Source organism: Candidatus Poribacteria bacterium (genome assembly GCA_021162805.1).
GTDB lineage: Bacteria > Poribacteria > WGA-4E > B28-G17 > B28-G17 > JAGGXZ01.
In genome coordinates this window covers 30,029-53,886 of the sequence record JAGGXZ010000081.1, presented here as the reverse complement: position 1 = coordinate 53,886, position 23,858 = coordinate 30,029, and the positions used below count along the sequence as shown (strand labels likewise).

23 protein-coding genes and 1 pseudogene are annotated in these 23,858 nt (G+C 51.9%); 5 read left to right on the top strand and 19 right to left on the bottom strand.

Annotation, left to right across the window (positions count from 1 at the left end):
• Positions 1-25 precede the first annotated feature (25 nt).
• The 9 genes from J7M22_06540 to J7M22_06500 form a co-directional block, all read right to left on the bottom strand.
• Positions 26-1,474, bottom strand: a complete 1,449-nt coding sequence (locus tag J7M22_06540) for an ABC transporter permease subunit (GenBank protein MCD6506267.1) — start codon at positions 1,472-1,474, stop codon at positions 26-28.
• Positions 1,471-2,952 carry an ABC transporter permease subunit gene (locus J7M22_06535; GenBank protein ID MCD6506266.1) on the bottom strand — a complete coding sequence of 494 codons (1,482 nt, stop codon included), beginning with the start codon at positions 2,950-2,952 and terminating at the stop codon, positions 1,471-1,473. The genes J7M22_06540 and J7M22_06535 overlap by 4 nt, the downstream gene beginning before the upstream one ends.
• Before the next feature lie 19 nt (positions 2,953-2,971).
• Positions 2,972-4,387 carry a radical SAM protein gene (locus tag J7M22_06530; protein ID MCD6506265.1) on the bottom strand — a complete coding sequence of 472 codons (1,416 nt, stop codon included), beginning with the start codon at positions 4,385-4,387 and terminating at the stop codon, positions 2,972-2,974.
• Between the two features lies 1 nt (position 4,388).
• Positions 4,389-5,933, bottom strand: coding sequence for a glycosyltransferase family 4 protein (locus J7M22_06525; protein ID MCD6506264.1), 1,545 nt, complete (start codon positions 5,931-5,933; stop codon positions 4,389-4,391).
• 139 nt (positions 5,934-6,072) lie between these two features.
• On the bottom strand, positions 6,073-6,258 hold the full coding sequence (locus J7M22_06520) for a hypothetical protein (GenBank protein MCD6506263.1): 186 nt from the start codon (positions 6,256-6,258) through the stop codon (positions 6,073-6,075).
• Positions 6,259-6,316: 58 nt separating this feature from the next.
• A complete protein-coding gene (locus J7M22_06515) occupies positions 6,317-6,607 on the bottom strand; it encodes a PqqD family protein (protein MCD6506262.1) in 291 nt (96 codons plus the stop codon).
• Positions 6,608-6,906: 299 nt separating this feature from the next.
• Positions 6,907-7,314, bottom strand: a complete 408-nt coding sequence (locus J7M22_06510) for a zf-HC2 domain-containing protein (protein ID MCD6506261.1) — start codon at positions 7,312-7,314, stop codon at positions 6,907-6,909.
• Positions 7,311-7,877, bottom strand: a complete 567-nt coding sequence (locus J7M22_06505) for a sigma-70 family RNA polymerase sigma factor (GenBank protein MCD6506260.1) — start codon at positions 7,875-7,877, stop codon at positions 7,311-7,313. The genes J7M22_06510 and J7M22_06505 overlap by 4 nt, the downstream gene beginning before the upstream one ends.
• Positions 7,878-7,981: 104 nt before the next feature.
• Positions 7,982-8,575: a DUF3526 domain-containing protein gene (locus J7M22_06500; protein ID MCD6506259.1), complete on the bottom strand. Its 594-nt coding sequence runs from the start codon at positions 8,573-8,575 to the stop codon at positions 7,982-7,984.
• A 291-nt stretch (positions 8,576-8,866) separates the two neighbouring features.
• Between J7M22_06500 and J7M22_06495 the strand changes: the two genes are divergently transcribed.
• A complete protein-coding gene (locus J7M22_06495; protein ID MCD6506258.1) occupies positions 8,867-9,163 on the top strand; it encodes a BrnT family toxin in 297 nt (98 codons plus the stop codon).
• Complete coding sequence (locus J7M22_06490; GenBank protein ID MCD6506257.1) at positions 9,141-9,410, top strand: hypothetical protein; 270 nt, start codon at positions 9,141-9,143, stop codon at positions 9,408-9,410. The genes J7M22_06495 and J7M22_06490 overlap by 23 nt, the downstream gene beginning before the upstream one ends.
• Here the strand turns inward: J7M22_06490 and J7M22_06485 are convergent.
• Together J7M22_06485 and J7M22_06480 are read right to left on the bottom strand one after the other, a co-directional pair.
• Positions 9,403-10,947: an ABC transporter permease subunit gene (locus J7M22_06485; GenBank protein ID MCD6506256.1), complete on the bottom strand. Its 1,545-nt coding sequence runs from the start codon at positions 10,945-10,947 to the stop codon at positions 9,403-9,405. The genes J7M22_06490 and J7M22_06485 overlap by 8 nt on opposite strands.
• A gap of 3 nt (positions 10,948-10,950) precedes the next feature.
• A complete protein-coding gene (locus J7M22_06480; GenBank protein ID MCD6506255.1) occupies positions 10,951-11,433 on the bottom strand; it encodes a DUF4097 family beta strand repeat protein in 483 nt (160 codons plus the stop codon).
• A 195-nt stretch (positions 11,434-11,628) separates the two neighbouring features.
• Between J7M22_06480 and gspG the strand changes: the two genes are divergently transcribed.
• On the top strand, positions 11,629-12,069 hold the full coding sequence (gene gspG, locus J7M22_06475) for a type II secretion system major pseudopilin GspG (GenBank protein ID MCD6506254.1): 441 nt from the start codon (positions 11,629-11,631) through the stop codon (positions 12,067-12,069).
• Between the two features lie 73 nt (positions 12,070-12,142).
• Here gspG and J7M22_06470 read toward each other — a convergent pair whose 3' ends face one another.
• The 4 genes from J7M22_06470 to mgtE all read right to left on the bottom strand — a co-directional run bounded on the left by J7M22_06470 (position 12,143) and on the right by mgtE (position 17,339).
• Positions 12,143-13,030, bottom strand: coding sequence for an NAD-dependent epimerase/dehydratase family protein (locus tag J7M22_06470; protein MCD6506253.1), 888 nt, complete (start codon positions 13,028-13,030; stop codon positions 12,143-12,145).
• 17 nt (positions 13,031-13,047) lie between these two features.
• Entirely contained in the window at positions 13,048-14,529 is a 1,482-nt protein-coding gene (locus tag J7M22_06465; GenBank protein MCD6506252.1) for a trypsin-like peptidase domain-containing protein, read from the bottom strand.
• Between the two features lie 109 nt (positions 14,530-14,638).
• A complete protein-coding gene (locus tag J7M22_06460; protein ID MCD6506251.1) occupies positions 14,639-15,874 on the bottom strand; it encodes an amidohydrolase family protein in 1,236 nt (411 codons plus the stop codon).
• Between the two features lie 100 nt (positions 15,875-15,974).
• Positions 15,975-17,339 (bottom strand): magnesium transporter, encoded by a 1,365-nt coding sequence (gene mgtE, locus J7M22_06455; protein MCD6506250.1) that lies wholly within the window; start codon positions 17,337-17,339, stop codon positions 15,975-15,977.
• 475 nt (positions 17,340-17,814) lie between these two features.
• Between mgtE and J7M22_06450 the strand changes: the two genes are divergently transcribed.
• The gene (locus J7M22_06450; protein ID MCD6506249.1) at positions 17,815-18,411 is read left to right on the top strand and encodes a hypothetical protein; all 597 of its coding nucleotides are present in this window, start codon (positions 17,815-17,817) and stop codon (positions 18,409-18,411) included.
• 11 nt (positions 18,412-18,422) lie between these two features.
• Here the strand turns inward: J7M22_06450 and J7M22_06445 are convergent.
• The 4 genes and pseudogenes from J7M22_06445 to tilS all read right to left on the bottom strand — a co-directional run bounded on the left by J7M22_06445 (position 18,423) and on the right by tilS (position 21,459).
• A pseudogene (locus J7M22_06445) lies at positions 18,423-18,512 on the bottom strand (hypothetical protein).
• Between the two features lie 3 nt (positions 18,513-18,515).
• The gene (locus J7M22_06440) at positions 18,516-19,184 is read right to left on the bottom strand and encodes a sulfite exporter TauE/SafE family protein (protein ID MCD6506248.1); all 669 of its coding nucleotides are present in this window, start codon (positions 19,182-19,184) and stop codon (positions 18,516-18,518) included.
• Positions 19,184-19,960 carry a LamG domain-containing protein gene (locus tag J7M22_06435; protein ID MCD6506247.1) on the bottom strand — a complete coding sequence of 259 codons (777 nt, stop codon included), beginning with the start codon at positions 19,958-19,960 and terminating at the stop codon, positions 19,184-19,186. The genes J7M22_06440 and J7M22_06435 overlap by 1 nt, the downstream gene beginning before the upstream one ends.
• Positions 19,961-20,052: 92 nt before the next feature.
• Entirely contained in the window at positions 20,053-21,459 is a 1,407-nt protein-coding gene (gene tilS, locus J7M22_06430) for a tRNA lysidine(34) synthetase TilS (protein MCD6506246.1), read from the bottom strand.
• 312 nt (positions 21,460-21,771) lie between these two features.
• On the opposite strand from tilS, the gene J7M22_06425 reads away from it, so the two are divergent.
• The gene (locus tag J7M22_06425; protein MCD6506245.1) at positions 21,772-23,772 is read left to right on the top strand and encodes a hypothetical protein; all 2,001 of its coding nucleotides are present in this window, start codon (positions 21,772-21,774) and stop codon (positions 23,770-23,772) included.
• The last annotated feature ends 86 nt before the right edge of the window (positions 23,773-23,858 follow it).

The window sequence follows — 23,858 nt, the reverse complement described above, 5'->3', positions numbered from 1 at the left end:
CCCCTCCAGCGTCAGGACGCCCTTTTCACTTCAGATGCGCCCTCAGAAAAGAGAGAAACGCCCCCATGAAAAGGAACAGACAGAATAAGGCTAAAAGACCGATGTCCAGAATTCCCCTTTGAATTGCATCCGTCAGTGTATATCGCTCGACGAACTTCGGTATGCCTTCGGGATGGACGGGCCTCTGAGATAACCCTTCCTTTATGAGCCAGATGTGTAGGCTGTTTGGGTCTTTTCTGTCCTCCGATCTGATGAATTCCTCAAATATCTCTTTATATCGCTTCGCTTGAGCGATGAAATGTTTATGGCGGACAAATCCCGTCCCGGCCACGGCCTGTAATGCATATTGAAAGATAGCGGTAGGGGAAAGCCTTGTTATTTGAAACGCTCTTTCCACCTGTTTGAACTGACGCTTTAGATGCTCATCCTCCACCCTGCTTTCAGCTTCTCTCCATTCCACCAGATACCTCGCCCAAAGCCGGATCGCTTCGATCTTCGGCGGTTTTTCCGAAGGCGATGCTGCATAAAGCTTCTCATCAGGATACCTCGATTTGACCTCCTGTTGAGCTGATTTCAATCTGCGTGAGAACTCACTGCTTGTCCAAGAGCGTCCCCAACGACCAGCTATCGATCCGAGCGTGTTTGGGGACAACACCACGAGGATCACCCACACTAAAAGCAGTGTCACCAAGCTGGTTGATGAACGGGAGGAGCAGGTGGATACCACAAGTCCCAGACAAAGGAATCCGGTGAGATAAACAACCGACAAAGCTATTATCACGCCGATTCTAACCCAATCATTCCCTTCAAGCTGAACGTCCCCGGAGAGGTTGATAATCAGGAGGTTGACGAAGATGCCAAAAGCCAGTGGAATCAAAATCCCGGCCAACGCTCCAAACAGCTTGCCCAGCAACACAGCTCCTCGCGATACGGGATTGGAAAACACAAGTTGTAATGTCCCTCTCTCACGTTCCCCGGATATGGAGTCGAAGGTGAACAAAATCGCTACGAAACTCATCACCACTCCGACGATGAAGCTCCAGTCCAGCTCGGTGAAATCGGGAAGGTAGTTGTTCCTTCGATATCTGACCGGCGGATAGGAGAGCCGCCACAGCGATTTCCAGAAATAGCGGAATTTATTGTAGCCGACGCCGTAACTGCCGCCTGAACTTCCCTCCACCTTCTTCGGCAGAAGATCGTCACCGCCCTTAGCACAAAAAGCCAGATGGCTTGGGAACTTGTATAACCCTCCAGGACCTTCTATCGCGAGGTCGCTCAGGTTCCCCGCTTTCTCCTTCAACCTTTCCAAGGAGTTACTGACGTCGTTTGAATATTCCCTCAGACGGTCATCATAGTCCTTGATGAAAACGAGGGCGTTCGCCACCATCAACATCAAAACCAAACCGAGAGAGAGCGAAAACCTGAGACTGAGTATGTAATCCAAAAGCTCCCTTTTGATAATCTCCCTGATCATCTAACGTCACACCTCAAAAAGGAGGCATATCCTCCGAGGAAGAGGAGGAAGTTCAGGATGACCAGAAGTAGGATATCGACGCCCGCTCGTTTTAAGCTGTCACCTATTCCCTCGCGTCGTTCGCTGAACCTGGGTAGGTCGGTTATGTCGGCCACACCCTTGTCATCGGCGAACCATTGGCGAGAGGAGAATGCCTTTTTATCGGTAAGATATTGGACGATTTGATCCCGATACATTCTGGCCTGGGCCATGAAATTCAAAAAGTTTCCGAGGTCGGTTTCCGAAAGCACAGCCGTGGCGTTGTAATATGCCGCAGCGGGCGAGATGCGGGAGATGTTCAAAGCCAATCTTGCCTGACGGATTGGGTTTTCGTCCAGATACTTCCTGTAAACCTGCCAGACCTTATCCGCATACTCAACTGCCAGTCTGCATTTGAATCCATAAAACTCCTGGGCTAACCTGACCCCCTCCTCCGATCTGAAACCGTACGCCTTTACGGTTTCTCCCCAGGTGAAGCTGTCCGATCTGGAACTGACGGTCGAGCCGGCGTTAGCCATCTCGAAAGGGGATTTTAACCCCAACTTCTTCAGGAACTCATCCGATTTCGAGTTAAACTCCTTCCAGATCTCCGACGTAGCTGAGGCGACCGTCTCCTCAGAGCGAATGGGGGCGAGTTTATCCACCAGGAAAACGGTGGCGCTTGGGAAAATCAGAACAAGGGTGACCCAGAGGAACATGGCGAACATCAGGGCAGTGCTTGAGCGATGTGTCCGGATTGAAAGGAGAAGCCCCAGAAGATAAAAGAGGGAGAGATAAAGGAGAGAAACCAGAAAGATCAAACCGATACGCGCCCAATCGGCTCCTTTCAGCGATATCCCCGGTGAAAGCTGCATAACCAGCAAGCCTCCGAGTAGGCTCACCATCAGCGGCAGCAATAGACTGACCATCCCACCCAAATACTTGCCGAGTAAAACCGTATCTCTAGGAACGTCGTTGGACAGCATCAGACACAACGTGCCGTCTTCTCGCTCGCCGGAGATCGCATCGTAGGCGAAAAGCAAGGCCAACAAGCTCAAAACGACCTGGAAGACTAACGCAAGATCCACCGATGGGAAGACGCTCATGTATGGGTTGGCAGGGCTGTATTCCTTTGCCCTCATCGGGACGGTACCGACTGAAGCCTCAACGACATTTCCCAAGCGCTTATCCACCCCTTGATTGAAAACGCTCAAGGGTTTAGGTTTCCTGAAAGCCTTCGGCTTATGGTCGCCGCAGAGCTCCGAATACACCTTTATCTTCGACATCTCCTCTTCATATTCCCGAATCGCCGTCCGATAGCTCTCCAACCTGTCGGCGTAATCCTGCGTCAAAACATAACTGCTTGCCACGATCAGCAGGAGACAGACGAGGAAGCCTATCGAGAAGCGGAAGGTCAAGATGTTCGACAGGAACTCCTTTGCCACTATCGTCCCAAGCATCATTTCTTCTCTTTCCTCATCATAAATACAACACTTTCCGCGCTAGTGCATAAACGGATTGCTCGTCTAAACCGCCGGAGGCCACCCTTTCCAGGAGTTCCGAAAATAATTCTTTCATTATTTCACAATATCCTGATGGCTTGAATATATCCCCATAGCGGAGATATGAGCTGAAAGGACATCGTGATTGGCACCAAGCTCTATAGAGGCAATCCGAACACCCCTCCAGCGATCTGATCTCTCTTCCCCTCAAAGTTGAAGCAACCTTACCAGATATCATCTCATCGAAGCTGTTATAGTAGATATTCCCCATTTTAAACTTTGGTTCGTTAACCCAGTAACCACAAGGAAACACATCTCCAGAGGGTGTTACAGCACATATATTTGTCCCTGCCCCACATGGAGTTCTCCAACACATATAGTGTCTTGACGGCTGAATGAAATTCAAAAGGGCTAATCCTAACTCTCTTTCTCGTGGCATTTCACCTGTCGCTTTGTAATAAGGGATGAGAACTTCATCGAATACTTCAAAAAGCCTGTGGGTATATTCCCTTGGTGCCAAAGCATGTATCTTGGAGCCTCTTCCCGCCGGGAGGAGCGGCGTTAATACGAATCCGGTTATCCCGATTTTTAAAAAGAATTCAGCGATCTGTTTCATCCCGGAGACACTTTCAGGAGTTATAACGCTTATTACACCGAATGGTATCCCCTCTTCCCTCAACTTGGCCAGATTCTTCATAATCAGATCCCAGCTTCCTCTTCCATCCGGGAATTTCCTGTGAGTGTCATGATATTTCTTGGGTCCATCTAAGCTGACTCCCAGTCCAATTTGAAATTTCTTAACGAACTCTAACCATTTCTCTTCGAGGTGAAAGGCAAGATTTGTTTGAACTTGAAAATCCAGTTTTTTTGGGAACTTCTCCCCCTTTAACCTTTCAGAAACGTAATAACATGTATGTTCCATTACGTCGAAATTGGTGAAAGGTTCACCACCACTGAACTGCACCGTAACTCTGAATATGGCGTTGTTCAAGCAATATTCTATGATCCTATCTATGAGCTTCTCCGCTACATCGAAAGAGGCCTTATTTGCTTCATTTAAAGGTTTAGCGTCAACATTGCAGTAATCACACCTTAGGTTACACCCATTGGTCAGTTGAAACTCAAAGTATGTCATCCTCTTAAGCTCAGACGGGTTAGGAGGGGTGTAGATTGGAACTCCGTTTCTTCTTGCTATCCCTCTTATATAGAGCTCGCTGCCGATTTCCCAAGTTAGCGGAAGCGAAAATACCTTGTAAAGCTCCGGTGTATCCAAAACGATCCATCCCCCGGTGTCAGGGGATATAGCGATATATCTGTCATTGAAGCGAACCACCCTGATATCTTCTTCCAGTGAAAACCGAGGAAGCAGCTCGGGGTTAAAGATAGAGTACATCCTATCCACCTCCTTCTTTCATATAGAGGATCAGGCCTTTCCTAATAAGCCCCCGGAAAATCCTAATACCGCTTTCCCTTGAGATACCCGCCCTATCACATATTTCAGCCACGCATCTTTCTCCGTTGGATAAAAGTAGGAAGGTGAGGGAACTAGGATCAAGCCGAATCTCTCCGGGCCACATGAGATCTAACAGTTTTATAATTCCCTTATCCACATCAACTTCCAAATCGATCGCTTTATACGGCCTGACTGTCTCATCTATGTCCTCTATTTTCGAAAGCATCGTGGACGAATACGGTTCCATCCGGATTTTATAAAACCACCTTGCCTCCTTGGAACCAGCTACAGGTAGGTTATGATACCTAAGCTTCCCTTCTTCGCTTAGTTTTATAGAGCCGATTATGTAACTCTTTATTTCGTCTTTTATCCTCACAACAGGGGAAGCAGTTGGCCTCACCTTTCTTTTGATGGAGATCATCTCCTCCAGGGTTGACTTTATCCTCTTCCCAACAGCTTTTATGCTAAAGGTTGATAAAACGTGGGTTCTGCACCTATCGGACATTCTCCTCCACAATATGTCATCATCAGAGAGCAAGTTTAAGATATATTTGACTCCAGAGCGCCATTCTAACCTCGGTCCGTTATCGGTTAGGATCGTCTCCATAAGAAATCCTGTTTCCCCATGAAGCACTGTATCTTTGATACCTCCCCACTTTGAAGCAACGACCGGTAAACCACACGATTGAGCTTCGACCTGGGAAAACCCAAAGTTCTCATCATGATGAAGAGTTGGGTTGATAAACAGATCCGATGCAGAATATAGCTCCACTAAAGCGTTGTCATCGAGATAGCCAACGAATATCACTTTATCCGCTAAACCTCTCTTTCGCACAGCCTCTTTTAACTTGTGAGCGTATCCCCACCCGCAAACTCCGAACTCCTTCAACGGGGTTTGATCTGGAGCACCGGCGATGCACAAGACGGCTTCTCTCTCCTTCGTCACCTCCTCGAATATCCTTATCAGCACATATAAGTTTTTCTGCAGGCTTACCCGCCCAGCATAGAACAGCAGTTTACCCTTCTCAGAGATCCCATATTTTCTCCTTATCGATTCACGGTTAACCGATCTCCTGCTAAAAACATCGCAATTTACGGGGAACGGGATCACTTCTGTCATCAGATCACGCTGCTTGACCAATCTATCGAATATAATGAGATCGGAAGAGCATGAGAAAGCCAAACAATCGTAAGGTCTGAGCAGGCCATGGTAGGCAAGTAGCATCAATCCTCCATTAGGCATGTCTCCAAAAGTGAAAATCAAAACGGGGATATCAAGGTGAAGGTTATGTCGAATTCTTAAAGCCTCATATGACCCAACGATCGCATCTACCCGAAAGAGATCAGATTCGTTCTCCCACCCTTTTACCACTTCAGCTTCCGATTCTAATGAGAGCAATAAGTTTTCGAATACTCGCTGGATACTTTTAAGAACAGGAAAATCTTCCAATCGGTTAGGATTTGGGCCGACTAGCGCTACCTTCATTCATTCCCCTCCTTTGGAGGTTTCCGGTATTGTCAAACTCCATCGGCTGAAACGCCGGAAATAAGCAGAGAGAAGATGATGAAACTTCCCCCTCCTAAGAACCCTTATATCTACTGGGTTTCAACGAGGTTTTTCATTATTAATTTGACAGTACAGAAGTTTCCCCTTCTGGCTGTGGAACTACTCCTGTGTTTAGCCAACTGTTATTCCAACTCTGGTTCCAATTCACCCACTCTGGAGCGATCCCCTCGCCCATCTCGCCTCTCAACACCTGCTCGATGGGCATGGTCTCCAATATCTGAGGTTTCTCATACGCCTTTTCCATCCTGTTACCTCCTTATGCAAAGCTAGGGCCCCGGATATTGAGGCCCTAGCTGATCGTTTTATCCGGGAAACTCACCCTCCTGAACAAGCTCTAACTCGGCGAACCTATTGATCAGTTCCCTGACATCTTCCTTAGCGATATCAAGATCGACATCATAGATCTCCGCTAGCTTTCCGGCTATCTCCTCAGCAGTATGTTTCCCATCGCACATCTTAAGCACCTCTAGAGCGGTGGCGTTTATCCTGTGAACTTCACCTCTGGCATAGTTGTATATTATCGCTTCTCCCTGAGCTTCCTCTCCCAATTCCTTCACATCTATCCACGGATACATCCCGGGTTTCTGAATCATTCCCCTTCACCTCCTTCAGGGATTTCTATCCCTGGTTGCAAAACCGATTCTGTATTGCTCCAATTGGACCAATTAGGCCAATTAGACCAGTTAGGCCAATTAGACCAATCACGCCATTCCGGACTTTGACTTTCCTCATTTATCAATATCTGTTCGGCAGGTATAGTTTCCATTACCCGCGGTTTTTCATATGTCTTCATCTTTCTTACCTCCTTGCCTCCAATTGTTCAAGTTTTCGGAACTTCAACGAGTCCAGGATCTCCAAGGGTTTTTCCGATAAAGCTGTTAAAATTTGTCAGTCAGCCAAGAAAACTTATCCTTGCAAATTTCCACCACGTTCCATCCAATCTCCTCACAATCCGGGCCTGGTATTGGAAATTCCTTCCAACTTCTCGGTCTACCGGCAACAGCCTCTTAGAGAAGAAAACTTCTGCTTTTCCTCCGCTTTGCATCTCCCTCCAGATGTATATGACTTTCTCAAACTTCGCTATCGCCCTGACCTTCTCCAGCAGTTGTAGGCAGGTTTCCTCCGGCGGCTCAAGCTGAGGCAATTCCCTTGCCAACGCCAGCGTCTCCTCGAGCAGTTTAAGCTCCCCCGAGCACTCCTTACAGGTCGAAAGGTGTTCCTCGATCTCCCTCATCTCCCCTGATGGCAAATCCGACTCAAGATACCACGATAGTAGCTTTCTGCATCTTTCGCATCTCATCGCTTCATCCTCCCTATCGGCATTTCGCCGGATTTCAGGTAGGGGGTAAGCATCTCCTTCAAAGCCATCCGTGCCCGATGAAGACACGATTTTACCGCAGGGACGGACATCCCTGTAACCTGCCCTATCTCCTCGTAGGAGAGCCCCTGAATCTCACGAAGCAGGAACACCTCTCGCTGTTTCCACGTAAGGCGAAGGATAGCTCCCTCCAAAACTCGTCTCATCTCCCTCCTCACCAGCTCCTCATCCGGCGTCCTGCCCTCCCACAGCTCCTTCGGTTGAAGTTCCGCCCTCTCATCTATGGGGATGGTCTCGACCCTCTCCCGTCTGCGGATCTCCTCCAGGCAGAGGTTGCGGGCGATCCGGTAAAGCCATGGGGAGAAGCTGAGCGACTCGTCGAACCTCTGAGCGTGACGGAAAACGCGGAGGAAGGTCTCCTGGAATATATCCTGCGCCCTGTGGAAATCGCCCAGCATCCTGAGGATGAAGCTGAAAAGCGGCTTTCGATATCTGGCGAAGAGCATATCAAACGCCTCCACTTTCCCCTTTTTGAGCTGAGACATCAGTTCCTCGTCCGAAGGTTGATGGGACACGGCGTTTACCCTCTGAAAAGCTGTTCCATACTCTAATATGCAGGGGACGAGGAAAAGTTTCGCGAACGGGAATTTTAGATCCTCCTGAAGAAGCAGAAGCTCAGCATGAAGAAAAGCCCGTTTAAAAGGAGCAGAACGGACATCCTGATCATTACCCCGTCCAGGATCTCACTGATCTCCGGCAGTTTGTCCTCGAACTTCGGTATGGAACCGTAATCCACCACCCTTTGGATCAGGGGTCTCATCTTATTCCAATCCTCGATAAAGGAGTCAGGGTTAAAGGGATAGAGAGCTAAAAGCGTCTCCCTCAGATTCCTCCGATAATCTCGGACGCCATCGAGGAAGCTTTCATAGTGAACTACCCCCGTCCACGCGAGTTCCTCAATGGAGATCATGTAAAGCGCTGTGGGTGAGACCGAGATCAGCCGACGAGCAGGTTCCACCTGTCTCACCTGATCGTCCCAATATCTGTTGTAAACCTCGTATATCGCCTCAGCGAGAGCTAATGCCCTGCCGAGGGATTCCCTGGGGGACCATCTCCCGCTGAGCGGTGTGCCCGCCACATCGGGATGTTGCGATTCATACTCCCCCTTGGCACGTTCATAAGCGGTCCGCATCTCATCACTCACCTTCTCCGGGCTCGGAAGAGGGGACAGCCCGCTTGCCAACACCCCTCCCGTGTTGGGAAGCAGTATGCTCGAAATAGCCCATACCAGAAGGAGGATCATCAGACCGGTGGACGGCTCGTCAACCAGGGATGCAGGGTACCCCCTGCCATTGCCGCCGTCATCACGACCATCACGAGGGCAAACCTAAGGGAATGGAGATGGTCGAAAAACTCACGCATCCATATCATCCTTATCATGGCTCACCTTGTAACCACAAGGCATTGCTAAGTTGACAAGTAATCGCTGTTTTGGTATACTGAGTTCAAGAGATTTAAGACTTAAGGTATCATCTTGCGATTATATGAAGTTATCTGGAAAGATAAGTTTGTTAATAAAATCTCCGAAAAACATAACATAACGACCGATGAGGTCGAAGATGTTTTGTTTACAAATCCCTTAATTCGCCGAGCAGAGAAAGGGCGAATTAAGGGAGAAGATCTATATGTGGCTTACGGTCAGACGAGAGCTGGCAGATATTTAGTGGTCTTTTTCGTCCGTAAACGTTCAACTTCTGCTTTGCCTATTACAGCTCGTGATATGACTCCATCTGAGCGGAGGTATTACAATGAACAAAGAAAAACACATTGACCCAATCCCAGAGGAATTTAGCGATTATGAAGAGGCGGCCGAGTTCTGGGATACCCATGATACGACGGATTATCTTGACGAATTTCAAACGGTTGATGCCATTACCGAATTCAAAGGCAGACGTTACGAAGTGGAGCTCGATGAGGAGATCGCCCTCAAACTTCAAGCTCAGGCGATCCGTAAGGGAACCACGCTTAGCCATCTGGTAAATGAGCTTCTACGTGCACATCTTTCCACCCTTATCTAACCGGCCTTCTGACGAAGGTGACGAATCCCGATAAGAAGAACAGGAGGTTTAACAGGGCCAGGATCATCATCCCATGCGATGCCCGAATCACCGCATCGCTCAACCTCTCCCGCCTGTAGACGAACCTCGGTATATCCCTTAAAGGTTGAGCTTCCCTCCACCACCGGCTCAGATACTCCTCCAGGGTTTTGCGACCCAACCTCCCCTCCATCTCCACAAGCTGGTCGTATGTGGGGGCTTCATCCAGGTTCATCCTCGTGAAAAACTTGAGCGTCGTGAGCCCTCCGTTTCGCCTCGCATACTCGATTATCTCCTCCCTATATCTCCTCGCCTGCTCCATGAACCGGGAGCGAAGGTCGGGATCGGTTCCGGAGAATATCTCCGATATCCTGTAAAACAGCCATCCCGGGGAGAGGGATGCCAGCGCGTCGGATAAAGATCTCTGTCGTTTGAGCTTCCTCTCGTAATCCACGTAGATCTCCCATTTCCTCCGGGCATATCTGAGTTTAAGGGGCATGATGAACCCGATCCCTTCAAGATACCAGATCAGGTTCTCACGAGGCGCATACCGTATCTCCAGTGCGTAAGGCAGATCGCCCGACCAGATCGAACCCTTCATGAACCTCCATAGATCCTTAGGTCTCCTGTATTTTCCTGCCTCGTCCCATATCACCTTCCACATCTCCCTGTTGAGCGCCTCGACCTTCGCATCCACCGTCGAACGATCCTGGATCGGACGAAGCTGTCCCGCCAGATACATCATCCCGTCCGGAAGCAGAACCACGAGCGTCAACCATAGAAAGAGGGAGACCATCAGCGAAGTTGATGAGCGTGAGGATCGAGCTGAGATGAAAAGCCCTAGCGTTACCCAGAAGGAGAGATAAAGCAGGGAGGAGATGAAGATCAGACCGATACGTACCCAGTCCTCCCCGTTTAAGGGAACCGAGGGAAGAAGGAGGACGATCAGCAATCCGGAAAGCAGCCCGAAGAGCAGCGATGCCGTCAAGGTGGCCATTCCACCCAGGTATTTTCCCAGCATCAGCGTTCCCCTAGGAATCGGGTTTGAAAGGGAGAGCGAGAGGGTCCCTCTCTCACGCTCCCCTGAGATCGAATCGTAAACGAGCAGCACGGCCAGCAGGCTCAAAACCACCTGTATCACACGCGCGATATCAATCGGCGAGAAAACGGCGAGCAATGGGTTGTCACCACCCTGTAAGGAGAGAAGCTCGTGGGGGACATCGTCGTATGAGATCATCGCCGCATCGCCCACCTCCCCCTCAACTCCGATGCACATAAACCCCAGCGGCGAAGGAGGACGGTCGATTATCGGCCTCAATTGTGAGAAGACCTTGATCCCCTCCAACGTCTCATTGTGGCTCTGGAGGTTTTTGACGTATCGGCTCTGGCGCTGGAGCGTGTTCCCCCTCAGGATGAAGACGCTCGATATGATGAGCGCCTCACAGAGGATCACGGCGACCAAAAATCTCGCCGTCATGATGTTAAGGAGAAACTCCTTACGTATCAGCGTGAGAAGCACCTCTCAGCTCTCCTTCCCGCGGACGGTTATTCTACCGGTCCCCGTCACGACCGCCATGAGCCCGCTTCCGAGGCGGACGTTGGCGTAGAGCCTCCTCGAGTCACCCCACGGTCCAACCCTGACCGGGGGCTTCCACATTATCTCCCCCTCCTTCGTCTCGACGCTCAGCCCGCAGTCGCTGTACCGATCTAAAATCAGCTCGATATCCCCCTCCTTGGAGATGATCTCGTAATTCCCGGCGGGCATCGCAGTGAGCTCCGCCACAATCCTCCCTTTATGCGTGGTGGCCTTCAGCCTTGACGTGCATACATCCCTGAGATGAAGTTCTCCCTCAAGCGATTGAGCCCAGCATCCACCGGAAAGCCTTTGAACCTCTATATCACCTCCCACCGTGCGCAGCTCGACATCGCCGCGTACCCTCTCAAGCTTCACCTCCCCGAAGAGCGATTCGACCTTCACATCCCCTTCGACGCCCTCGAGGTGCACATGAGTGCTCTCCTCCGGAGGGCCGACGTTCACTTTTCCCGATGCTCCCTGACGATAACCTCTCTGCCGCCTAAACTCAACTCCCCCTCTACTCCCTCACTGTGAACGACCGTTGCCCTTCCGCCCAACTTTACACTTGCTCTCAGATCAAGCCTGTGATAAAATATCAGCGAATTCTCCCTTGGAGGATGCTAGATGAGAAATGAGAGGGGCTTATCATCGCTACAGATTCTGGCAGGTATAGTTGTGGTGCTGATCGTCCTCGCCGTCTTCGTCGCGCCGAGGATCCTGAAACAATCGGAGAGGGCGATGCACGCCAAGGCGTCCGAACAGATAGAGATGATAGGCATTGCACTTGACCTTTATGCCAAGGATAACGGGGATTATCCGACCACTGAGCAAGGCCTAAAGGCCTTGTGGCAAAAACCTGAAGTTCCCCCTATTCCGATAAATTGGAACGGTCCCTATATCGACGTTCCTATAACAAAAGACCCCTGGGGACGGGATTACATCTATATCAGGCCGGGGTTGAAAAACAGATATACCTATGATCTCATATCATACGGAAGCGACGGAATGGAAGGCGGTAAGGGAACGGCCGAAGACATAACAAACTGGGTCAATATCACCGAGTGAACCTGAAGCGGAAACGATCTGTCTCATTCAATCCAGGCGGGCCTCAGCCTGGATTTTTCCGTAAGAGATGATATCATAGTTCCCATTCCTCAAAATGTCGCCAATCGTATTTTGGCTCCCATCCCAACAGCCGCTGTGCCTTGCGGATGTCGAACACCGAGGCGAAGGGATCAGTCTCGAAATAAGCGGGATCCTTCACCGGAGGGGGATCGCCGTAGATCCTACGGAGCACCTCCAAGGTGGGGATGGGATAAAAGGTGTTACGGGCGGTGAGAAAGAAAACCTCAAATGGATATTCCTTTTCCGGCCCAAAGCGGTAATTCGCCGCCGCCAGGCAGGCGCGGGCCACATCCCTTACGGCGATATAAGCGCCGAACCAGGGTTTTTCATCTATGACACCCTGACGCGCGCGGGCGACGACGCGGGCTGCTGCCTCCTTAGAGCGCTTCAGCCAGACCCAGGCGTACCTCAACGAGATGACCTCCAGCCCATAGGCCTTCGCGTAGTTATCGCCGATCCGCTCCCCGAAATGCTTGGATAGGCTGTAGGTCTCATGAGGCCAACAGGGGTGTTCCTCGTCAATCGGCACGTAGAGCGGCTTGAGCGGAACGTTGTGGATTCCGAAGCCGGTGCTTGATTCGCTGCACCCATAGACTACCCTGCGGACGCCGTTCAACCTCGCGGCCTCGAACACGTTAAAGGCGGTCATCATGTTTACACCCATCACCTTCTCCGGCGGGTCGCTGAACGGATCTGGGATAGCCGCTAGGTGTACCACCTGATCGAACCCCTGTAGGGTCTTGCATGTGGCCTGGAAATCACAGAGGTCCACCTCGACGAACGGGACATCTATCTTCGGCGGGCGTATGTCCACCGAGACGACCTCGTGACCGGCGCGGATGAACTCATCGCAGACATAGGTGCCGATGGCACCGCTGCCACCGGTGATAGCAACGCGCATGATGGAAAACCCCTCCTTTATTTTATCTCCACGGGGATCATCTTCCTCTCCCCTTTATCTATGACCCAAAGCCTGATCATCTCGCGTCCTTCGCCCTCCATAATTTTCGTCAGCGATCGATTGAGCTGGTTGAGGTTCGATACGTTCTCACCTTCGACGCCTACTATGACCATCCCTGTTTTAACGCCTGCAAATGCCGCCGGCCCGCCTGGGATGACGTGCGTGATCAGAACGCCGTCGTGAACATTATCCAGGTTGTATTTTCTCCTAAGCCGTCCCGTCAGGTTTGAGCATTCTATCCCTAATCTCGCTAGGACCGGCAGCTTGGGTTTAGGCTGTCCGGTGTATATCTTGGGCATCTCGCCTATTTTTACTCTGAGCTCCCTGATCTTGCCGCCGCGAACGACCTTGAGATGAGCCCTCTTGCCGACGGGAGTATTCGCCACATCGAGTCGGAATTCCTTCAGGCTTTTTATGGGTTTACCCTCATATTCAACTATGATATCCCCCGGCTCAACGCCGCCTCTAGCTGCCGGAGATCCGCTTAGCACCTCCATCACGCGAATCCCGATCTTGTAGTCGGTTGGGACGGAGAACCTTGCCATCTCCTCTCCCGACACCTCGCGCATTCTCACACCGAGCCATCCTCTTATGACCCTGCCGTGTTTGATTATCTTCCGGCTGACCATCGCCACGAGATTGGAAGGTATAGCGAAACCCGGCCCTTCGACCAGGAGCGGCCCGGGAGTGCGGATCATCGAGTTCACCCCGATCACCTCACCCCTGGAGTTAAGGAGGGGGCCGCCGCTGTTACCTTTGTTCACCCACGCATCGGTCTGTATGTAATCCTCATACCTTATCGTTCGATCGAACATGGCATATCTGAATCCCGATCTCCCTTTAGCGCTGATGATGCCGAAGGTGACGGAGAAATCCAAGTTGAGTGGGTTGCCGATGGCGATGGCGAACTGACCGACCTTGACTTTGTCTGAGTCCCCAAGTTTAAGCGTTGGGAAGGGTTGATCGGCGTCGATCTTTAACACCGCCACATCGGTGTTGTGATCCGTGCCGACCACCTTGGCCTTGAACCTTCTGCCGTCGAAAAGGGTTACTTCGATTCTCTCCGCACCGCTTATCACATGCTCGCTGGTGATTATGTAGCCGTCCTGGCGAAATATGAATCCCGCGCCGCTGACCTCGGGTATGATCTGCGGTCTTGCCCTTTCCTCCTCAGGCGATTTCCATTCCGAAAAATCTATGAAGGTGGGATGGACGTTTCTGGCCGTGATCGCCACCACGGCAGGACGAGCATGCTCCACTATCTTCACCAAGGCCCTCTCAACGGACGCCAGCAGGGCGAAATCCGGATCCTCGACACCTGTCCCGATGGCAGATTGTGGTTTCACCGTGGTGCTCCCACAGCTCCCCAGGGCGAGGGAGATGATCATAAGCATAAAGATCAACGTTCCCCCGCGTCTAATCCCTCTCAATTTTATCACTTCCCCTCCTCTTTGAAAGGCCATTTATGGTCATTGAGTCATTTGGCTACGCCGTCATTCAAACTACAAATGACCACAAATGACATTAATGACAACAGACGACGCTTTTCTAGTCGGTCAGATCGAGCTTGTACAGCTCCTTAGGGTTATCCCAGAACCACCTCTTTATGATGAATATGGCGTCATCAAATCCCATAAGTCCCCTGTCGATCCTCCTCGCCAATACCCTTGCTATATCCTCCTTGGCCATAAGCAAGTGGCCGTAAACCTTCTCGAGGGGGCAACTGTAATCGCCGCCGAAGGCGATGATCTTGTTAATGGGTACCAGATCGATCCATTCATCCAGGGCCGAACAGGTCATCTCGGGCGAGATGATATGACACCAGCACAGGTTCAGCCAAACGTTCTGGTTGTTTTTGCCTATCACGCCTGTGTCTCTCACCCAAGGCATGCCCATATGATACAGGTCGAACCTCGTCCTGGGATGACGCGGGAAGACGGGGATCATATGTTTCGGATCGAGCACGCGGAAATCGCCCCACATCCCGGCATGTACGGCGACGACCATATCTAGGTCGGCACATATCTCCATGATCTCGTTCAGCAGGTAGTCGTAAAGCGCCTTCAGATTAGCTCCCTTCCCGCCGTTCAGGATCTTTTTAAACGCCTCCTCGGCGGCCTTTCTGTCTGGAGGATCGTTGGGCTGAGCTCTGGTCTTCAATCCGATGGCGCCCTCCGATTTCCATCTCTCGATCCCTTTTCGGGCGAGTTGGAGATAGTCATCCAGATCCCTCACCTGCACGTTCAGGTTCTCAGCTCTCCTCTCGACCTCCTCCGCGGATCGAACTGAGGCATATGTGTCCATGGGCATAAGCGGTATCAGGTAATCCAGGTCATAATCGGTTCTTCCAGCTTGGGTCAGTACCGCCCTGATATGACACTTATCCCACAGGATCCGCTTATATATCCCCTGGGTGTTCTCAGCCATCATCCTTTCGGATATGGCCATGTAGTTGTCATCGGTTATATCGTCGAACCCGTAGAACTCCTTGACCGCTATCAACGCCGGCCGTGCATATGAGCCATATCTGATAAATTTAAAGAAGGGCTTGAAGATCTTCCACCTCTCCTCGATCGGTTCTTCGGGATTTATCATCCTCTCATAATCCTGTGGGCTCATGCCGGCGGAGATGAAATCCGTTCTGGTATAGTGTGAAAACAGGGTCATCACGTCCACCTTGAATCCCACCCGGACCCTTTCGGGTGGCAGATGCTCATGAGCATCTATCACCTCGATCTCCGCCATAAACTCAAGCAGCTTCTCCTCGGTGGAGGAATATCTCATCATCGGCCCTCCTTGAGGGATTTCAGTCGAAAATATACCACAGCCCCCCTCCACAGTCAAGTAGGGGCGAGGCATTTACAAGGAGAATGCCTCGCCCTTATTAGCTGATATGCAGCAGGAGCTTAGCTATCTCGAAATACACGGCCAGTCCCACCACGTCGACCAGGGTCGTCACCAGCGGACCGGAAACGACAGCGGGGTCGAACCTGAGTTTTCGGGCTATGATCGGCAGGAAAGCCCCTGCCATGGTTCCTATGAGTATGACGGCCACCAGGGCGAAGGCGACCGTGAGGGCGAGGGCGGCGTTATTCCCCACGAGCCACACAGCCCTGAGTATAGCGATGAAGCTCAGGATCCCTCCCAGGAGCAGTCCGGAGCTCAGCTCCTTGTAGAAGATCCTAAAGGTATCCTTAAGTCCGATCTCACCCTTGATGGCCAGTTCCCTTATGATCATCGCAGCGGACTGTGCGCCGGCGTTGCCTCCTGAATCGATCAACATGGGTATAAAATAGGCCAGTCCCACGACCGCTTCAAGCGCATGGGAATATGCCTTGAGCACCGTTCCGGATATCGCCTCCAGAAGCAACAGCACCGCCAGCCACACCACCCGTTTCCTGACCAGAAGTGGGATTGAAGCTTGGAAATAGCTGATGTCTATCGTCTCGAGGGCGCTTATCTTCTGGATATCCTCATCCGCTTCCTCGCTCAACACATCCATGACGTCGTCGTATGTGATGATTCCCCGCAACCGTCCCGTGCCGTCCACAACAGGTATGACGTCAAGGTCGTATTTCTTACAGATACGGGCGACCTCCTCCTGATCCATATCGACGTCGACGCTGATCACCTCGGTTCGCATCAGCTCTCCCACCTTGGCCGTCGGTGGAGCGAAGACCAGATCTTCGATGTGCAGATATCCGACCAGAACGCCGTTTTTATCGGTGACATACGCGTATCGGATGGTCTCCTTCTTATCGGCCATTCTCCTGAGGTGCTCTATCGCCCGCTGAGCGGTCATGGTTTCCTTAAGCTCCGCATACTCGGTGGTCATCAACCCACCGGCGGTATCCGGCTTAAACTGTATCAGCTCGACCACGTCCTTCCGCTCCTCTTTTTTCAGAAGCGGCAAGAGCTTGGCGAACACCTCCTCCGGCAGCTTTGTCATCAGATCGGCCCTGTCATCGGGCGACATCTCATCCAGCAGTTTCGCCTGTCTAACGCTATTCAACTTCCCTAAGATCTCCTCCTGGACCTCGCCTGGCAATTGCTCGAAGGTCAAGATTGCTTTTTCCTCGTCAAGGAGGTTGAATAACCTGAACCTCTCATCCTCATCCTCAATCCGTGATATCAGGTCGGCGATCTCGCTCGGATGCGCCTCGCTCAGGAGAGAACGGATCGTCTCCACCTCGCCGGAGTCGAGAAGCGGCATAAGATCCCCCGGTTCGAGAGATCTCCTCTCCACCATCGTCAACGCCTCCTTTCATGTTCTTGTCGTATCCTGGAGCTCCAGTCGATCCCCGGCGAGGAACAGACGGGGTCAAAGGGCAGGACAGATCAGGCAGGGATGAATCAACAGATCATCTTCGTTCCATCCCACCTCCTCTTTGAACCCCGACGTTCCGCCGGGGTATTACACACCGATTGCTAGAATCGCTTTCCATCTCTGCCTTGTCTACCTCCTGAAAGATAGATTGGTTTTTCGGCGGAGAATTATATCATTTCACACCCTAGGTTTGCAACGACAAGCGCCCCTATGAGAGGGCTTTTTTAATGATTTGGCATAATCGAGCATAGGTAGGGGCATGCCCCTGTGCATGCCCTCGATTCTGGCAGGCACGGGGGCCTGCCACTACGGTGTCGGTGAAAAGCGTTGAAAACCCCTAGCCCCTATGATATAATTTTTATAAACATCACACCGACTGAGGGTGTGGGGAAGCGAGATGAAGAGAATTCCCCGAGATCATCCTCTTATAAAGCTGTTTCGGTGGGCGATCGATAGGGCGGTTTATACCTCTTCCACCCAATGCTCAACGGATGTGGAGAACTATCTCTGCGATGAGGTGCTGGCGAAGTTCGTCCACATCGACAACCTCTACATGATCAGGGATTCAGCCGGCAGGAGGGTGACGGAGATAGCCGAGATGCTGATGGAAGGCGAGAGGATCCCCTTAGGCGATTCCACCTTGAGGGAGATCACGCTCCACCAGTACATAGGCGATTATGCCCTCTTCATCGCCGGCCTCTTTCCAGAAAGCCTCAGGAGGATACGTAAAGGAGCGAATAGAGATTACCTGTTGATGACCCTCGACTCCATAGTTGTGCCCTTTGAGTCGCCTCTGGATTACTACATAGAACGAGGACGCTCATCCTACGGGAAGGTTTCCAAGTTCTACGTCGGTCTGGACGGCGGGAAGTTCATGCTGTTTTCGGATCTCTCCTCCCGTTTCAGATCCTACGTCCAATTGATGAGCCTGATACGCTTCTATCTGGAGTCGAGCCCACGATTTCAGGAGATCAAGAGGATTATCACCGGCTGATTGGAGTGGGATCAGTCGGGCTCGTCAAGTGGGATACCATACTGTTTCATTTTCCGCCATACCGTGACGCGGTTGACCCCGAGGGGCCTAGCAGCTTTTGATCCTCATACCACCAACCTCAACAGGCTGTAAAGTCCCAGAAGGGAGATAATGATGCCGCTGATGATCGGCAGCTTCATGAAAAACCGATTAAATCTCCCGCCGATCGTCATCTCGGCTATCCTTCCTACGTTGGCGGCAGTGATCGCTATGGTCGTTATGGTAAAGGCCACGCCGAGGCTGAAGATCAAAACCAGGATCAGCCCCCTGTTGATCTGGCCAGATGAGATGGCCGAAAGGAGGACAGCTATACCGGCAGGGCAGGGAACCATGCCCGCCGAAAACCCCATCAGGATCAGTTGTGGATATCTATATCCATGAGGGTGATCGTGATCATGATGTATATGCGGATGGGAGTGGTATCTCCCCTTAATCCCTCCGTAAAGCACCCATATGCCGACGCCCAGGATCATCAGCCCGGCGATTAACCGGAAAGAAGTTTGCACCGGCCCGACAAATGCCTTCTCGGAGACGAATTTGAAGATCACCCCCAGGACTATAACGCTGAACGTGTGGGTGAAGGCGGTGATAAGTCCCAGTATAACGGCATCCAGCGTTCTGCCGCTTGTTCCAACCAGATAGGCGGCGATAACGCTTTTGCCGTGGCCCGGCTCAAGGGTATGAAGCATACCCAACAGAAAGGCCGTGCTGAGGTAGATCTTCGATATATCCATTATTTCGCTTTGACCTCACCCCAGACCGTCGCCAGTTTCGATTCGGGTTCGACGGCCAGGATCAACTGTTTAAGCCCGTTCATCAGCTCTTTGATCTCATCTTGAGAAAGCGCCCTGCTGAATATCGCTACTTCGTCGACATTCCCTGAAAAGAAACTGGATCTGGAATTATTGGCATATCCGCAGCCGATGGTCAGCGGCTCATCGTCCACCCTGTTTATGGGAGCAGCCGAGGCGGAGGAGCCGAGAAATTCGCCATCAACGTAAAGCTTAACCTGTTGTCCATCGGAGGTACCCGCAACATGATGCCATTGGTTTACCTTCAACACCGGTTTCCCGGCATATTTCGCCCTTTCGCCCTTGATTGAGACACAGAAACCTATATCCCCTGTGGAACCTCCCAACAGAAGGAGAAACTGGTATTGATCCATAGCCGGCGTCCAGTTGCCTCTCGCCACCACCCTCGCCCAGTTAGCCCAATTTTTCACCTGCACCCAGGCCAAAACGGAGATCTCCTTTTCGATCGAGTTTAAGCTATCTGAGGCCGGGACCTCGACGTAACCCGATCCGTTAAACTCCAGTGCCTTTCCGAATTTGCCTTTCACCCATTTGGCTCCGGCGATCTGCCCGTCGTTTCCGTTCCCCGAAAGGTCCTTTAACACCTCCCCCTCGCCCTCATCGAAGAGCCACAGACCGACGAGTCCCTCGCGCTCGATCGCCGATCCGGTCTGGACGAGTGCAAGCATCAGCAGGACCGAAACGGATATCTTCCACATAGTCATCACCCCCTTGCTGGCTTCTCCTCGTATTCTATCACAAACGACATTCCCGTTCAAATGGATCGGCAGGAACTCACTTCAACACACGGTCATTGGGGCTGAAGGCGACTGACCCGAATTACGGCGAACCTTTTCGTTTCATCCCCTGTCTTAAACCTCTCATCGATTCTATAACCTGCCACCCAGACGATCTCCCCCTCGCTCAGTAAGATCGGCACCTTATCCCTTAGTTCCGGAGGAACCTTCTCGTCGATGAAGAGATCCTTCACCTTTTTATTGCCTTTCATCCCTAACGGTATAAACCTGTCTCCGGGACGTCTGTTTCGGACGATCAGAGGCGGAGAGAGCTTATCCAGATCCAGGACGGCGGTATCCTCTCCTCCCACAAACTCCGGCTTTACATCCACAACCTCAGTCGTTATCCTCAACCCCGCCTCCGGTATCTCCACCTCACCCGGCAGATCGAGCGTATATCGATAGGGAGGGGTGCTCTTTTGAGGGCATACCGTAGCTATAAGCTCGGAGTATCGCCTTTTCACCTTAACGCCGGGAAGATCCACCTCCGAGTTGGGTTTCTCCCCGGAGATAATGTGCAGGACGGAATTGATATGCGTCAGATCTATATTCAGTAGGTCACCTTTTGTCATCTCGATCGTGCGCCTTATGATCCTCCGCTTGATAGCGATATGTAGTTCGTTGAACCCCCTAATGGAAAGCCTCACATACGTTTTTGTCCGCTCGATCAACCTTTGGTTCAGCTCATCATCGGCGATCTGGGAAAGGAGATCGTCCTCGGTGGCCAAAACCTCCCCCGTTCTGGCCAAAACGGAGGAGATATTCGGGTTGTATCGGGCTAATATGGGTATGAGTTCCAGTCGAATTCTATTTCTGGCATAGATAGGCTCAAGGTTTGAAGAGTCGATCCTGTAGCTTTGACCGATCTCGGCAAGGAACTCATCGATCTGTCTCCTGGAGATCCTTATAAGCGGCCTTATGAAACGGCTTGCTCTGACGGGCGGTATCCCCGAAAGCCCGCGCATCCCACTCCCTCGGATAAGCCGCATCAACACCGTCTCAGCCTGGTCGTCGGCAGTATGCCCCAGGGCGATCTTAGAGGCACCTATAGCATCGGCGGTTCGCTTGAGGAATTCGTATCTCACTTTCCTGGCCCCCTCCTCTTCGGAGAGGCCCGTCTCTTCGATGAACTTCGGCACGTCTATCCGCTCGATGGTGATCGGGATCCCGAGCTTACGGGCTGTTTCGGCGACGAACCTCGCATCTTCCGCGGATTCTTCACCTCTGAACCGATGATCCAGGTGAGCGATGTGCAGGGTGATGTTCAGCTCCCCTTTGAGTAGATCGAGAGAGCGTAACAGCGCCATTGAGTCCGGTCCGCCTGAAACGGCGATCAGCACTTTATCCCCACCGTGGATCATCCCGTACTCTCGTATCGTCTCCCTAACTTTCCTGATGAAATCCTTGATCTTTCCCGGCATGGTTATCAAAAATCAACGTTTAGTTATTAAGCGTAGCGGTTATCCGTGGGGCTTCCCCTGAAAAATTGTATCATAATTCAGGTGAATTGGAAAGAATCGGCGGGAAAGGACAAGGGGTTTTCAACGCTTTTCGCCAGCGCTGTAGTGATAAGCCTCCGTGCCTGCCGGACTCGAGGGCATGCACAGGGGCGTGCCTTCTATCATGCCTGATTATACCAAATCATTGAAAAGCCCTGGGGAGAGGACGCTTGATATTCTCCCCCATTTGTGGTATATTAGCTTAAAGCTAAGGCCCGATTCCGGAGGAAGGATGTGGACTTCGTCATAATTGGAGGGTCAACCAGGATCGAAATTCAAACCGATTCCGCCGGTATCCGGATGATAAGTTTTCAGAACGCCCAAACCGGAACCGAATACCTACATCCGCCCGCTCAATCTTGGGCCTCCTATGTCGGTAATCCCTTTGCCATCAAGGTGCTGCGCGGCAGATTCTTCGGTTCCTATTTCGCCCAGCGACATTTCCAGGTTATTGAGGCCATATCAACGCCGGAAGGAGGACTCAGCGCGAGGCTGACCTGCAAGGAATTGCCGTTGAGGATGGAGCTCTTCGTGGAGCCGATATCGGTTGGTATACAGTGGACGGCGACGCTATGGAACGAGGGAGACGAACCGATGGAGATGGAGATCTACCTGCCGATGTTCCTCCGATCGGTGGTCGACTCGATTGAATCCGATAGGGTTCATCTGCCTCAGATAGCTGGGCTCACCATACCGGCCGGCGAAAGATATAGACAGAGCTATATCGGACAGCTCGCCGCCCCGTTTTTGATTCAGGAGGGCAATAACGAGGGGTTTTACATCCTAGATGAGAACAGGAACGATCTACTGGATGAATCCGCCGTCGAGGAGAGGCTCAGATCGGGAGAGAATCCGTTCTCGATGCGTTCCTTTATCTCAAGCGATCGTTTCGCGGCGGGAGGCGGAGAGGCTTGCCTCGGCCATTTCGTCTCCGAGATTCACTCCGTCTACCTTCGCCCGGGTCAACGCTCTACGCTCGGGCCGATCCTGGTAGGGGCGTTCACCGGATCGAGATGGCGGGCGTTAAACCTCATCAGCACACGGCGATCAGGCCTGCCCTTTCGCAATTCACCGGAGTGGTTCCGACATACATACCTGATAGGTGAACACGGAGCCTCATCCAAAGGGAATTTCACTGAGGATTTGATGGAAGGGCTTAGGTTGAATAGGACCGTCTTCACCGATCTCTTCTATTACCACTCTTACTGGTCCGGCGATGATCAGACCGGATATGGCAGCCACGTAAGCCGCGGCAACTATCTCTTCCCGAGATCGGACATGGGCGGGGATGAGGAGCTGAAAGAGGCCATTCAGAAGGTTCATGAAGCCGGCGGCAGGGTTTTGCTCTATGTTGAGGGGTTAATCGTCTGGAGGTACTCCAAGATAGGCCCTGATATGAAGAGATGGGCGATCATGAACGCCGATGGAAGCTACCTGGAGGTCTATTACAACTTCTGGCATATGTGCCCTGCCTGCTCAGGATGGCAGGAGGAGCTGGCGCGGATATGCGCTGAGTTGATCAGGAGATTCGATGCGGACGGGGTGTTCATAGACTCCACCTGTGCCACGGAGTATCATCCATGTTATAACCCCGAACATCACCATCCCTCCCCATATATCTGGAACTGGGGTATCAGGAAGATGCTTGAGAAGATCAGAGCCGCCGTCGACGAGGTAAAGCCTGAGGCGGTGATCCTGGCCGAGGGATGCGCTGATATAGCAAGGGAGTTCGTGGATGGTTTCCTCTCGCACGGACACTCCTGGAGCAAATTTCGCCTGCAGGACCCGATCATCAGGGTGGTCTATCCGAAGATGAGCAACTTCGAGAGTTGGGACGGTGAGAAAACCGGGGAGGCGGAAAAGCTGTTATTGTGGAACTTCGCCACAGGTCATCGTATCTACTCGCGCGCTTCCCAACGGGATCGGATCGCACCGGTGGTCGAGAAGGTGAAGAGGGCTTTCGATTTAGCGCCCGAGTTGGTCGAGGCGAAGCTTCTCGGTCCCCTTACGGTCAGACCCGAGCCGGTCCTCTGCTACAGGTTCGAAGCCGGAAGCGGAGTGATCTTGACGCTTATAAACCCGTCGGCTAACCCCGTGACCGTCACCTTGCTGGCGCCGAAGGGGGCTAAATCCCTGAGGGACAGGGTCAGCGGCCAGTCGCTTCCGATCGCCGGCGATAGATCCTCAATAGATCTGGACGGATTCGACGCGAGGGTGTTGGATGTGGAGAGATGATCGGAATCACAGCTTATATCCCCTTTTCACCTTCATATCTTTCCTCCTACCTTTTTCCCTCTGCCTTCTCCTTTCGCCTCTTGCCC

Excerpts from the sequence above, each read along its gene's own strand:
- J7M22_06530 (MCD6506265.1), bottom strand. The coding sequence starts at position 4,387 with ATGTACTCTATCTTTAACCCCGAGCTGCTTCCTCGGTTTTCACTGGAA.
- tilS (MCD6506246.1), bottom strand. The coding sequence starts at position 21,459 with ATGCCGGGAAAGATCAAGGATTTCATCAGGAAAGTTAGGGAGACGATA.
- J7M22_06510 (MCD6506261.1), bottom strand. The coding sequence starts at position 7,314 with ATGAGATGCGAAAGATGCAGAAAGCTACTATCGTGGTATCTTGAGTCG.
- gspG (MCD6506254.1), top strand. The coding sequence starts at position 11,629 with ATGAGAAATGAGAGGGGCTTATCATCGCTACAGATTCTGGCAGGTATA.
- J7M22_06505 (MCD6506260.1), bottom strand. The coding sequence starts at position 7,877 with ATGTCTCAGCTCAAAAAGGGGAAAGTGGAGGCGTTTGATATGCTCTTC.
- mgtE (MCD6506250.1), bottom strand. The coding sequence starts at position 17,339 with ATGGTGGAGAGGAGATCTCTCGAACCGGGGGATCTTATGCCGCTTCTC.
- J7M22_06435 (MCD6506247.1), bottom strand. The coding sequence starts at position 19,960 with ATGTGGAAGATATCCGTTTCGGTCCTGCTGATGCTTGCACTCGTCCAG.
- J7M22_06525 (MCD6506264.1), bottom strand. The coding sequence starts at position 5,933 with ATGAAGGTAGCGCTAGTCGGCCCAAATCCTAACCGATTGGAAGATTTT.
- J7M22_06540 (MCD6506267.1), bottom strand. The coding sequence starts at position 1,474 with ATGATCAGGGAGATTATCAAAAGGGAGCTTTTGGATTACATACTCAGT.
- J7M22_06535 (MCD6506266.1), bottom strand. The coding sequence starts at position 2,952 with ATGCTTGGGACGATAGTGGCAAAGGAGTTCCTGTCGAACATCTTGACC.
- J7M22_06490 (MCD6506257.1), top strand. The coding sequence starts at position 9,141 with ATGAACAAAGAAAAACACATTGACCCAATCCCAGAGGAATTTAGCGAT.
- J7M22_06440 (MCD6506248.1), bottom strand. The coding sequence starts at position 19,184 with ATGGATATATCGAAGATCTACCTCAGCACGGCCTTTCTGTTGGGTATG.
- J7M22_06450 (MCD6506249.1), top strand. The coding sequence starts at position 17,815 with ATGAAGAGAATTCCCCGAGATCATCCTCTTATAAAGCTGTTTCGGTGG.
- J7M22_06515 (MCD6506262.1), bottom strand. The coding sequence starts at position 6,607 with ATGATTCAGAAACCCGGGATGTATCCGTGGATAGATGTGAAGGAATTG.
- J7M22_06520 (MCD6506263.1), bottom strand. The coding sequence starts at position 6,258 with ATGGAAAAGGCGTATGAGAAACCTCAGATATTGGAGACCATGCCCATC.
- J7M22_06460 (MCD6506251.1), bottom strand. The coding sequence starts at position 15,874 with ATGAGATATTCCTCCACCGAGGAGAAGCTGCTTGAGTTTATGGCGGAG.
- J7M22_06470 (MCD6506253.1), bottom strand. The coding sequence starts at position 13,030 with ATGCGCGTTGCTATCACCGGTGGCAGCGGTGCCATCGGCACCTATGTC.